Here is a 13,943-nt window from a genome sequence, read left to right as displayed (position 1 = left end):
CGATGGGTGTTTTGACCCGTGAACTGATGGCGCTGTATCAGGCGTTCAGTCACGGCCAGCCGGATCCACTGCCGCCGCTGGCGCTGCAATACACCGACTACGCGGTGTGGCAGCGGCGCTGGCTCAGCGGCGAGGTGCTGCAACGCCAGAGCGAATATTGGCAACGGACCCTCGCTGGCGCCCCGGCGCTGTTGATGCTGCCGACCGATCGGCCGCGTCCGGCGCAGCAGGACTATGCCGGCAGCAGCGTTGCCGTCGTGCTCGACGAACGCTTGAGCGCCGGGCTCAAAGCCTTGGGCCAGCGCCACGGCGTGACCCTGTACATGACGCTGATGAGTGCCTGGGCGATGCTGCTCAGCCGCTTGTCCGGACAGGCGGAAGTGGTGATCGGTTCGCCAGTGGCCAACCGCACCCGCGCCGAAATCGAAGGCCTGATCGGCATGTTCGTCAACACCCTGGCGCTGCGCATCGACACCTCGGGCGAGCTGAGCGTCGAAGCGCTGCTGGCGCGGGTCAAGGCGCAAACCCTGCAAGCGCAGGCACATCAGGATCTGCCGTTCGAGCAAGTGGTGGAAATCACCCGGCCCGTGCGCAGCCTGGCCCACAGCCCGTTGTTCCAGACCTTGCTCAGTTGGGATGGCCTCGAAAGCACGGCGCTGGCCCTCGGCGAACTGACGCTGGAGGGCGTGGCCGAGCCGAGCCACTTCGCCAAGTTCGATCTCTCGCTGAGCCTCAGTGAGTCCAACGGCATCATTCGCGGATCGCTGGAATACGCCACAGCGTTGTTCGATCAGAGCACGGTCGAGCGCTTCGTCGGTTACTTCCTGCGCCTGTTGCAGGCGATGGTCGCCAACGATCAGGCGCTGCTGCAACAGGCGCCGCTGCTGGCGCCGGAAGAACAGCAGCGTTTGCTGGTCGAGTTCAATGCCACGGACGTCGATTACGACCTTAAGCAGACCATTCATGGTCTGTTCGAAGCGCAAGTAGCGCGTACGCCTTGGGCTCCCGCGGTGGTTGCTGATGAACAGCAACTGACTTATGCCGAGCTCAATGCCCGGGCCAATCAACTGGCACGGCACCTGCGTGAATTGGGCGTAGGGCCGGATGCGCGGGTTGCGCTCTGCGTCGAGCGCGGTCTGGACATGGTGGTCGGGCTGCTGGCGATCCTCAAGGCCGGCGGCGGTTATGTGCCGCTGGATCCGGCGTATCCGCTGGAGCGTCTGGCTTACATGCTGGAAGACAGCGCGCCGCTGGCGGTGCTGGTGCAGGGAACGACGCGCTCGTTGCTCGGTGACGTTTCGGTGCCGGTGATCGACCTGGATCAGCCGCACTGGCAGTCGCTGCCAACGGAAAACCTGCATGTCAATGAGCTGACCCCGAATCACACCGCGTACGTGATCTACACCTCCGGCTCCACCGGCCAACCAAAAGGCGTGATCAACGAACATCGCGGGGTGGTCAACCGCCTGCTGTGGATGCAGGACGCCTATCAACTGACCGCCAGCGACACGGTGTTGCAGAAAACCCCGTTCAGCTTCGACGTCTCGGTGTGGGAGTTCTTCTGGCCGCTGATGACTGGTGCACGTCTGGTCATGGCCCGGCCCGAGGGGCACAAGGATCCGTTGTATCTCAGCGAAATCATCGAGCGCGAACACATCACCACGCTGCACTTTGTCCCGTCGATGCTCGATGTTTTCCTTGCTCACGCCGACACCGCACGTTGCAGCAGTCTGCGGCAAGTCATGTGCAGCGGCGAAGCGTTGCTGGGCAGCGTGGTGCGGCGCTTCAAGCAGCAACTGCCGGACAGCGAACTGCACAACCTCTACGGCCCGACCGAAGCCGCGGTGGACGTAACCGCGTGGAATTGCGCCGGGCCGCTGGAAAGCACCCCGGACAACACGCCGATCGGCAAACCGATCGCCAACACCCGCATGTACATTCTCGATGCCCAGCAACAACCGGTGCCGCACGGCGTGGTCGGCGAGCTGTACATCGGTGGCGTGCAGGTCGCACGCGGTTATCTGAATCGTCCGCAGCTGAACGCCGAACGTTTCCTCAATGATCCGTTCCAGGCCAATGGGCGGATGTACCGCACCGGCGACGTCGCCCGCTATCTGCCGGACGGCAATATCGAATACCTGGGCCGTAACGATGATCAGGTGAAGATCCGTGGCCTGCGCATCGAACTCGGTGAAATCCAGGCACGCCTGACCCAGATCGATGGCGTGCAGGAAGCCGCCGTATTGGCCCGCGAAGACGTGCCGGGCGACAAGCGTTTGGTCGCGTACTACACCGGCGCACAGCTGGAAATTGAAACACTGCGCGGCCACTTGCTGGAAAACCTGCCGGACTACATGGTGCCCGCCGTGTTCGTGCATCTCGAAGCATTGCCGCTGAGCCCCAACGGCAAACTTGACCGCAAGGCGCTGCCGGCCCCCGATCTGGCGGCGCAGACCGCCCGTGAATACGAAGCCCCGGTCGGCGAAGTGGAAACCGCGCTCGCGCAGCTCTGGGCTGAATTGCTCAAGGTTGAGCGGGTAGGGCGCCACGACCATTTCTTCGAACTCGGTGGTCACTCGCTGCTAGCGGTGAATCTGGTGGCGCGGATGCGCCGTGCCGGCCTGAGCGCCGACATTCGCGTGCTGTTCAACCAGCCGACCCTCGCCGCACTGGCCGCTGCCGTGGGCGGTGAACCGGAGGCCGAAGTCGCGGCCAACCTCATCCCGGCGAACTGCACGCACATCACCCCCGAGCTGCTGCCACTGGTGGCGCTCGACCAGCCAAGCATCGACCGTATCGTCGCCAGCATCCCCGGCGGCGTGGCCAACGTGCAGGATATTTACCCGCTGGCGCCGTTGCAGACCGGCATCCTCTTTCATCACCTGTCCGCCGCACAGGGCGATCCGTATGTGTTGCAGGCGCAGTTCGCGTTTGCCGATGAGCAACGCCTGAACAGCTTCACCCAAGCCTTGCAGAACGTAATCCAGCGCCACGACATCCTGCGCACTTCGCTGTTCTGGGACGGACTGCAAGACCCGGTGCAAGTGGTCTGGCGTGAGGCGCCGCTGGCGTGCGAATGCCTGGAACTGCATGACGCGGACGGCGATGTACTGGAGCAATTGCGCCGGCGTTTCGACGCTGCGCAGTACCGCATGGCCGTCAATCAGGCGCCGCTGATGCGCGTGGTGCACGCGTGGGACGCCGCCAATCAGCGGGTGGTGGCGTTGTTGCTGTTCCATCATCTGGTGATGGACCACGTGGCGCTGGAGGTGCTGCAACACGAAATGCAGGCGTTCCTCAGCGGCCAGCCGCAACGTCTGGCCGAGCCGGTGCCGTATCGCAATTATGTGGCGCACACCCTGTCCGGCTTGAGTGACCAGCAGCACGAAGAGTTCTTCCGCGAGATGCTCGGTGACGTCGACGAACCAACCTTGCCTTATGGGCAGAATCCGGCGCAGGAAGGGCTGGCCACGCAGGCACAGTTGAGCCTCGACACCGCGTTGAGCCGCGACCTGCGCAGTCAGGCGCGGCGTCTGGGTGTCAGCGCGGCGTGCCTGATGCACCTGGCGTGGGCGCAGGTGCTGGGGCAGTTGTCCGGTCGAGATGACGTGGTTTTCGGTACGGTATTGCTCGGTCGCTTGCAGGGCGGCGAGGGCGCCGAACGCGCGCTCGGGGTGTTCATCAACACCTTGCCGCTGCGCATCGATCTGCGTGCGCACAGCGTCAAGGGCGCGGCCCTGGCGACGCATCAACGGCTGAGCCAGTTGCTGCAACACGAACACGCGCAACTGGCGCGCATCCAGCATTGCAGCGCCATGGCGCCAAGCACGCCGCTGTTCAGTTCGTTGTTCAATTATCGTCATGGTGCCTCGGCGCAGGGCGGTTCTGCCGAGGCCCAAACGGCCTGGCAAGGCATGCAATTGCTTGAGGCCGAAGAACACAGCAACTATCGCCTGACCCTCAGTGTCGACGATCTCGGTGAAGGCTTCAGCCTGACGGCGCTGGCCGGTGCCGGCATCGATGCGCGGCGTACCTGCGACTATCTGCAATGCGCCTTGCACAGGCTGGTGGATGCGCTGGAACGCGCGCCGCACCAAGGTTTCGAGCACCTGTCGATCCTGCCGGATGGGGAGCGCGAGCAGTTGTTGCACAGCTTCAACGCGACCCGCGCCAATTACCCACAGAGACTGACGATTGCCCAGCGTTTCGAGCAACAAACGCTTGAACGACCGCAGGCGCTGGCGGCGGTGTTTGCCGGTGCTTCGCTGAGCTATGCCGAGTTGAACCGCCAGGCCAACAGTCTGGCGCATCATCTGATTGCATCGGGTGTACAGCCTGACGACCGCGTGGCCATCGTCGCCCGGCGCGGTCTCGATACGCTGGTCGGGCTGGTGGCGATTCTCAAGGCCGGCGCCGGTTATGTGCCGGTGGATCCGGCGCACCCGGCGGAGCGCCTGAGCTATCTGCTGCAAGACAGTGCGCCCGTCGTGGTGCTGAGCCAAAGCGATCTGCGTGAACGCCTGCCGGCATTGACGGTGCCGCTGATCGACCTTGATCTGCGCCAATGGTCAAACGAGCGCATCGACAACCCATCGCTGCCGGCCCTGAGCCCGCAGCATCTGGCTTACGTGATCTACACCTCCGGCTCCACCGGTTTGCCGAAAGGCGTGATGGTCGAGCACCAGACGCTGAGCAACCTCGTGGACTGGCACTGCGCGGCCTTCGATCTGCACGCCGGCAGCCATACCTCAAGCCTGGCCGGGTTCGGTTTCGACGCCATGGCCTGGGAGGTCTGGCCGGCGCTGTGCGTGGGTGCGACCGTGCATCTGGCGCCAACCCATGACGGCAACGAAGACATCGACGCACTGCTTGCCTGGTGGCGTGCGCAGCCGCTGGACGTGAGCTTCCTGCCGACCCCGGTGGCCGAATACGCCTTCAGTCAGGAGCCGGCGCATCCAACCCTGAAAACCCTGTTGATCGGCGGCGATCGACTGCGTCAGTTCAACCGTAACCAGCCGTTCCGGGTGATCAACAACTATGGCCCGACCGAGGCTACGGTGGTTGCTACCTCCGGCCTGATTGCGGCGGGCGAGGTGCTGCATATCGGTAAACCGGTGAGCAATGCCATGGTGTATCTGCTCGACGCACGGCAACGCCCGGTACCGCTAGGGGTGATCGGCGAGTTGTATGTCGGAGGTGCCGGCGTGGCCCGTGGTTACCTGAACCGTCCGCAGATGACCACCGAACGCTTTCTGCGCGATCCGTTCAGCAGCCTGCCAAATGCACGTATGTACCGCACCGGCGACCTTGCGCGCTGGCGTGAGGACGGCACGCTCGAGTACCTCGGGCGCAACGACGATCAGGTGAAAATCCGCGGCGTGCGTATCGAGTTGGGCGAGATCGAAACCCGGCTCAATCAGCTCCCCGGTGTTCAGGATGCGGTGTTGCTGGCCCGTGAGGACGAACCCGGTCAGCCACGGTTGGTGGCGTATTACACCGAGCAGGGCGCATCGTTGAGCGTCGCTGATCTGCGCGCGCACCTGCTCACGCAATTGCCTGAGTACATGGTGCCGGCGGCGTTTGTCCGGCTCGACGCGTTACCCCTGACCGCCAATGGCAAGGTTGATCGCAAGGCATTGCCGAAACCTGACCTGACTGCGCTATTCACCCGCGAATACATCGAGCCGCAAGGTGAGCTGGAAACCGCGCTGGCGCAGATCTGGGCCGAGGTGCTGCAGGTCGAGCGGGTTGGCCGCCATGATCACTTCTTCGAACTCGGCGGGCATTCACTGCTGGCTATGCGCATGGTCGCGCAGGTGCGTCAGCAACTGGGACTGGAGCTGGTGCTGGCTGATCTGTTCGCCAACCCTGAACTGGCGGCGGTCGCCGAATGCCTTTGCGTAGCGCAGGTCAGTAGCCAACCGCAGATCGTAGCGGTGCCGCGTGACGGCACGCTGTCCTTCGCCCAGCAACGCCTGTGGTTCCTCGCGCAAATGGACGGCGGCAATTCGGCGTACAACATTCCGCTTGGCTTGCGTCTGCGCGGGCAACTCGATGTCGAAGCCTTGCAGCGCGCGCTGACGCAGATCGTTGCGCGGCACGAAACCCTGCGCAGCCGTTTCGTCAGCGTCGACGATCAGGCACAGGTGACGATTGCACCGGTCGATAGCGGCCTGCTGTTGCAGGTGGAAGACCTGCGCCAGGATTCACAGGCCGAAGCCACGGTGCAGGCACTGCTCGCGCTGGAAGCCGCGACTGCCTTCGATCTGCAGCACGATCCGCTGATTCGCGGACGCCTGCTGCGTCTGGCTGACGAGCACCATGTGCTGTTGCTGACCGTGCATCACATCGTCGCCGATGGCTGGTCGATGGGTGTGCTGACCCGTGAGCTGATGGCGCTGTATCAGGCCTTCAGTCACGGTCAGCCGGATCCATTGCCACCACTGGCGCTGCAATACGGCGACTACGCCGTGTGGCAGCGGCGCTGGCTCAGCGGTGAAGTGCTGCAGCGGCAGAGCGATTACTGGCAGCAGACCCTCGACGGCGCACCGGCCTTGCTGACCTTGCCCACCGATCGTCCGCGTCCGGCGCAGCAGGATTTTGCCGGCAGCAGCGTCGAAGTACGGCTGGACGAGCGCCTGAGCGCCGGGCTAAAAGCCCTGAGTCAGCGGCACGGCGTGACCCTGTTCATGACCCTGATGAGTGCCTGGTCGCTGTTGCTGAGTCGTCTGTCCGGGCAGTCCGACGTGGTGATCGGCTCGCCGGTGGCCAACCGCACCCGGGCCGAGATCGAAGGCCTGATCGGCATGTTCGTCAACACCCTGGCGCTGCGCATCGACACCTCGGGCGAGCCGAGCGTGGCCACACTGCTGGCGCGGGTCAAGGCGCGCACGCTGGAAGCGCAGGCGCATCAGGATCTGCCGTTCGAGCAAGTGGTGGAAATCGCCCGGCCGGCGCGCAGTCTGGCGCACAGTCCGCTGTTCCAGACCATGCTGAGCTGGGACAGCAGCGTCGGGCCAAACCTGACGCTGGGCGATCTGCGCCTCGAAGGCGTGGCCGCGCCGGGCCGGGTGGCCAAGTTCGACCTGACCCTGACCCTGGGTGAGGTCAACGGGATGATTCGCGGTTCGCTGGAATACGCCACGGCGTTGTTCGATCAAGCGACCGTCGAGCGTTATGTCGGCTACTTGCAGCGCCTGCTGGCGGCGATGGTCAACGATGAGCAGACGGCGTTGGAGCGGGTGACGTTACTCGCCGAGTCTGAGCGTCAGCGCTTGCTCTACGACTTCAACGCCACGGCGCGCGAGTACCCGCAAACGCTGACCGTGCACGGGATTTTCCAGCAGCAGGCAGCGGCACATCCGAAGGCGGTGGCGGCGGTGCATGGCGAGCATTCGCTGAGCTACTTTGAGCTGAACGCCCAGGCCAACCGTCTGGCGCATCACTTGCTCAGCCAAGGCGTGCAGCCGGGCGACCACGTGGCGATCCTGTTGCCGCGTTCGCTGGAATTGCTGGTGGCGCAACTGGCGATTGCCAAGTGCGCGGCGGCCTATGTGCCGCTGGATATCAATGCGCCGAGCGAGCGGCAGGCGTTCATGGTCGAGGACTGTCAGGCCGCGGCGTTGCTGACCCTCAGCAGTGAAGTCATCGACTACGCTGCACCACGCATCGACCTCGACCGCTTGACCCTCAGCGGTCAGCCGACGCACAACCCGAATCTGGCGCAGTCCTCGGAGTCGCTGGCGTACATCATGTACACCTCCGGCTCCACCGGCACCCCGAAAGGCGTGATGGTGCCGCACCGCGCCATCGGCCGCCTGGTGCTGAACAACGGTTACGCCGATTTCAATGCGCAGGACCGCGTGGTGTTCGCCTCCAATCCGGCGTTTGACGCCAGCACCATGGACATCTGGGGACCGCTGCTCAACGGCGGGCGTGTGGTGGTGATCGATCACCAGACCCTGCTTGATCCGAACGCGTTCGGCCATGAATTGAGCGCCTCCGGGGCGACTGTGCTGTTCGTCACCACTGCGCTGTTCAACCAGTACGTGCAGTTGATTCCGCAGGCGCTGAAAGGCCTGCGCATTCTGCTGTGTGGCGGTGAACGGGGCGATCCGGCGGCGTTCCGTCGACTGCTGGCCGAGGCGCCGGCGCTGCGCATCGTGCATTGCTACGGTCCGACCGAAACCACCACTTACGCCACCACCTTCGAAGTGCGTGAAGTGGCGGAAAACGCCGAAAGCGTGCCGATTGGCGCGCCGATCTCCAACACCCAGGTGTATGTGCTCGACGCGCATCAGCAACCGGTACCGATGGGCGTGACCGGCGAGTTGTACATCGGCGGGCAGGGCGTGGCGCTGGGTTATCTGAATCGCCCGGATCTGACCGCCGAGAAGTTTCTGTGTGATCCGTTCAGCGAGCAGCCGGGTGCGTTGCTGTATCGCACGGGTGACCTCGCACGCTGGCTGGCCCCGGGGCAGCTCGATTGCATCGGGCGCAATGACGATCAGGTGAAGATTCGCGGTTTCCGTATCGAATTGGGCGAAATCGAAAACCGCCTGCTCAACTGCCAGGGGATCAAGGAAGCGGTGGTGCTGGCGCGCCGCGGTGGTCAGGACATCACGCGTCTGGTGGCGTACTACACCGCCCACGCCGGGCGCCTGGACAGCGCCGACCTGCACGCGCAGTTGCTAGCGCGACTGCCGGAATACATGGTGCCGACCGCCTGGGTACAACTGGATGTACTGCCGTTGAACAACAACGGCAAGGTTGACCGCAAGGCGCTGCCGGCGCCGACCCAGGCAGCGATGCTAAGTCGGGTGTATGTGGCGCCGATCTCGGCGCTGGAACACCATTTGGCACGGATCTGGGCTGGCTTGCTGCAGCTCGAACAGGTCGGTCGTCACGACAACTTCTTCGAACTGGGCGGGCATTCGTTGCTGGCGATGCGCATGCTGTCGCAAGTGCGCCAGCAGTTGGGCGTCGAGCTGACGCTGGCCGAGCTGTTCGCCAACCCCGAGCTGGCCGCTGTCGCCGAGGTGCTGAGCCGGGCGGGGCGCAGCACCTTGCCGGAGATTTTGCCGGCGCCCCGCGATCAGCTATTACCGCTGTCTTTCGCTCAGCAACGCCTGTGGTTCTTGGCGCAGATGGACGGCGGCAACAGCGCCTACAACATCCCGGTCGGTCTGCGCCTGCGCGGTCGGCTGGATGAAGACGCGCTGCAACGGGCACTGGCACGCATCGTCGCGCGTCACGAAACCCTGCGCAGCCGCTTCAGCCAGATCGACGATCAGCCGCAGGTGTTGATCCTGCCGGCCGAGATCGGTCTGTTGCTGGCGGTAGAAGACTTGCGTCAGCACCCACAGGCTGACAACGCCTTGCGTGGCCTGATCGAGGAACAGGCCTGCGCCTCCTTCAATCTGCAGCACGATGCGCTGCTGCGCGGACGTCTGGTGCGTCTGGCCGACGACCATCATGTGCTGTTGCTGACGCTGCACCACATCATCGCCGATGGCTGGTCGATGGGCGTGCTGACCCGTGAGCTGGCCGCGTTGTATCAAGCGTTCAGCCGTGGCGAAGACGATCCGCTGCCGCCGCTGGCGCTGCAATACACCGACTACGCAGTGTGGCAACGGCGCTGGCTCAGCGGCGAGGTGCTGCAGCGCCAGAGCGATTACTGGCAGCAGACCCTGACCGGCGCGCCGGCCTTGCTGACCCTGCCCACCGACCGTCCGCGTTCGCCACAGCAGGACTATTCCGGCAGCCGCGTCGACATGCTGCTTGATCAACACTTGAGCGCCGGTTTGAAAGCCTTGTGTCAGCGTCGCGCGGTGACGCCGTACATGGTGATCATGAGCGCCTGGGCGATGTTGCTCAGTCGTTTGTCCGGGCAGAACGACGTGGTGATTGGCTCGCCAGTGGCCAACCGCACCCGCGCCGAGATCGAAGGCCTGATCGGCATGTTCGTCAACACCCTGGCGCTGCGCATCGATACCTCGGGCGAACCGAGCGGCGAGGCGTTGCTGGCGCGGGTCAAGGCGCAAACCCTGAACGCTCAGGCGCATCAGGATCTGCCGTTCGAGCAAGTGGTGGACATCAGCAAGCCTGTCCGCAGCCTGTCGCACAGCGCGTTGTTCCAGACCATGCTCAGTTGGGACAACAACGACGGCCCGAGCCTGACCCTCGGCGACCTGACCCTGGAAGGGGTGGCCGGCGACAGCCACTTTGTGAAATTCGACCTGTCACTGAGCCTCGGCGATTCGCCCGACGGCATTCGCGGTTCGTTGCGCTACGCCACGGCGTTGTTCGATGAGGCGACGGTGCAGCGGTTTGTCGGCTACTTCCAGCGACTGCTGGCGGCGCTGATCAATGATGATCGGGCCGTGCTTGCGCGAGTGCCGTTGCTCGCACCGCAGGAGCAGCAGCGTTTGCTGGTCGATTTCAATGCCAGCGCTGTTGATTGTCCGTTGGAGCAACCGTTGCATGGCTTGTTCGAAGCGCAGGTGCGGCGCAAACCGGACGCTGTCGCGCTGCAATCCGCGCAAGGAAACCTGACCTACCGCGAGCTCAATCAGCGCGCCAACCGCTTGGCCCAGTACCTGCGCGAACTCGGTGTGCAGCCGGATGCGCGGGTGGCGATTTGCGTCGAGCGTGGGCTGGATCTGATCGTTGGTCTGCTCGGCATCCTCAAGGCTGGTGGTGCCTATGTGCCGCTGGATCCGGGGTATCCGGCGGAGCGTCTGGCCTACATGCTCAAGGACAGCGCGCCGACCGCGGTGCTGGTGCAGACCGCTACTCGCGGGTTGTTCGATGAAGGTGCCGCGGCGTTGATCGACCTGGATTACGGCAGTTGGCAACATTTGCCGGATCACGATTCGCCAGTGCCGGGCCTCAGCGCCTCGAACCTCGCCTACATGATCTACACCTCGGGCTCTACCGGGTTGCCGAAAGGCGTGATGATCGAGCATCGCAGCGCCTGCAACATGGTGCATTGGGGTTCGCAGCTCAGCCCGCCGACCGAGCACGGTGCGCTGCTGCAAAAAGCGCCGTTCAGCTTCGACAGTTCGGTGTGGGAGATTTTCTGGCCGCTGTGTTCCGGGATGCGTCTGGTACTGGCGCGACCGGACGGCAACCGCGATTCGGCGTATGTGGTGCAGACCATTCGCGAGCAGCAGGTGACGGTAGTCAAGTTCGTCCCGGCGCTGCTGCAGCAGTTCATTGAGCAGGACGGTGTCGAGCAATGCACCAGCCTGACCGATGTGCTCAACGGTGGCGGCGAACTCAGTGCAGCGCTGGCGCGGCAGGTGCGTGATCGCTTGCCTTGGGTGCGGTTGCACAACGTTTATGGCCCGACTGAAACCACGGTGGACAGCACGGGCTGGACGCTGGAGCCGGACATGCCGGTGCCGGACAACGTGGTGCCAATCGGTACAGCCTTGAGCAATACACGCCTGTACGTGCTCGACGCGTACGGACAACCGGTGCCGCAAGGCGTCAGCGGTGAGTTGCACATCGGCGGCGTCGGCGTGGCACGTGGTTATCACGGCTTGCCGGAGATGCAGGCCGAGCGCTTCATCGACAGCCCGTTTGTGCCGGGGGATCGCCTGTACCGCACTGGCGATCTGGCGCGCTACAACAATCATGGGGAACTGGAATTCCTCGGCCGCAATGACTTCCAGATCAAGCTGCGTGGCTTGCGTCTGGAGCCGGGGGAAATCGAGGCGCGGCTGATCGAACATCCGGCGGTTCGCCAAGCGGTGGTGATGGTGCGCGATGAGCGTCTGGTGGCCTGGTACAGCTTGCGCGCCGGCATCGACGCGCCATCGTTGGATACCTTGCGCAGCCATGTGCTGGAGCGTTTGCCGGAGTACATGGTGCCGGGCGCGTTTGTGCTGCTCGACGCGTTGCCGCTGACGCCAAACGACAAGATCGATCGCAAAGCCCTGCCGGAACCGGGGGCAGATGCGGTGATCAACCGCCCATACGTGGCGCCCGAGGGTGAAGTCGAAACCACGCTGGCGCGGATCTGGGGCGAGGTGCTTGGCGTCGAACAGGTCGGACGGCACGACAACTTCTTTGAACTCGGTGGGCATTCGTTGCTGGCGGTGAAGCTGGTCAATCTGCTGCAACGGGCCGGGCTGCAACTGTCGCTGGCCGAACTGTTCCAGCATCCGAGCATCGAGTCTGCCGCCGCGCTGCTCAGTCAGGATGAGGCGCTCAGTCAGCCTGACGGGCTGGTCGTGGTGCGTGCCGGGGCGCACGGTACGCCGCTGTTTCTGCTGCATGAATTCAGCGGCAGGGACGTGTATTTCCCGACGCTGGCCCAGCACATCGGTGGCGAGTTCCCGATTTACGGTTTGCCCGGTGTGCCGCTGGGGCAAGCGCAATTGCGCACGCTTGAGTGCATGGCGCAGCGCATGGTCGGAATCATCCGCGCGGTACAGCCTCACGGGCCGTATCGGCTGGCGGGCTGGTCGTTCGGCGGGGTGCTGGCGCATGAGGTCGCGCAGCAATTGCTCGGCCTCGATGAGCCGGTGGATTTCATCGGCATGCTCGACAGCTACGCGCCAAACCCGCTCGCCCAGGACAAGGCAATGTGGAGCGGCGAGGGCCTCGACAAGCGCCAGTTACTTGGCCATTGCCGAGGGCGTTCGCTGATGCTGGGTGCCGAAACCGAGGCGGCGCTGGCGGCGGTGCAAGTGCTGGAAGCGCAAGTCGAACAGCTGGATTTCCCCGAGCTGTTCAAGCGCTGTCAGGCGCAGCAACTGACCGATCCGGAACTGGCCACGGTCAGCGCGGCGGACGCCTGGCATTACTTTGATCGCGAAGCGGCGCATCGTCTGGCGCTGGCGCATTACCGGGTCAGCCCGGCGAGCCAGCCGATCCACCTGTTCCGTGCACAGGAACTGATGGAAGGCCAGTCATTGCCGAGCCCGACGCGCGGCTGGGAAGAGCGCTTCAACATTGGCTTGCTGCGTTGCATCGACATCCCCGGCGATCACCGGACCATGATGAAGCACCCGCACATCCAAGCGCTTGGCCAGGCCATTACCCAGGCGCTGGAAACCCTGGTGACGCCGGAACCGGCGCTGTATCAACCGCTGCTGACGATTCAGACCGGGCAGTCGGGGCATGCGCCGATTTTCTGTGTGCCGGGGGCGGGTGACAGCGTCACCGGGTTCATTCACCTGACCGAGGCGATCGGCCCGGAGTGGCCGATCATCGGCTTGCAACCGCGCGGGCTGGACGGCGTCAGTGTGCCGCACAGCGCGGTCGAAGCCGCTGCCGCGTTCTACCTGCAAGCCATCGAGCAGATCCACCCGCAGGGGCCGCTGCACCTGATCGGTCATTCGTTCGGCGGCTGGGTCGCGCATGCCATGGCCGCGCAGTTGCAGGCGGCCGGGCGCGTGGTGGCTTCGCTGACGTTGATCGACAGCGAGGCACCGGGCGGTGACGGCACGGCGGGCAAACCATACACCGCCACTGCCGCGCTGCAACGGCTGATCGACACCCTGCAACTGTCCTGTGGCAAGTCGCTGGGCATCGATCCTGTGCTGTTCGCCGACGCCGACGACACCACGCAATTGCGCATGCTGCACGACGGCATGGTGCGCGCCGGGGTGTTGTCGGAGCGCGCGGCGCCGGACGCGATGCATGGCCCGGTACGCACCTTCGCCAGCGCCTTGCGCACGGTCTATCAACCGCGACTGGCCTATACCGGGCCGGTGCGGCTGGTGCTGGTCGATGACCCGACGCTGGACGAGTGGGGCAATCAGCGCGAACAGGCGGCAGTGCTCGAAGGCTGGCAGCGGCAGGTCAGCGATCTGGCGGTGTGGTACGGGCCGGGCAACCACTTCACGATTCTCAAGGCGCCCAACGTCTTCAGTTTCGCCGCGTGGTGGCATGACGGTCTGGCACTGGCAGTCGGCCAAGTGCTGTCCTGA

At 64.4% G+C, this 13,943-nt stretch carries 1 protein-coding gene (cut by a window edge); it reads left to right on the top strand.

Annotated features, from left to right (window positions below; all coding sequences use genetic code 11):
- Nucleotides 1-13,943, top strand: the 3' portion of a protein-coding gene (locus tag ACM6I7_RS05410; RefSeq protein ID WP_414888100.1) for a non-ribosomal peptide synthase/polyketide synthase. 3,880 nt of this gene lie to the left of the window's left edge; the window shows 13,943 of its 17,823 coding nt (coding positions 3,881-17,823); its start codon lies beyond the left edge, outside the window; the stop codon is at nucleotides 13,941-13,943.

The organism is Pseudomonas sp. IT-93MI4, from assembly GCF_949767635.1.
Lineage (GTDB): Bacteria > Pseudomonadota > Gammaproteobacteria > Pseudomonadales > Pseudomonadaceae > Aquipseudomonas > Aquipseudomonas putida_A.
Note: the sequence above shows the minus strand (reverse complement) of the source record. Positions and strands in the feature narration are given on the sequence as shown.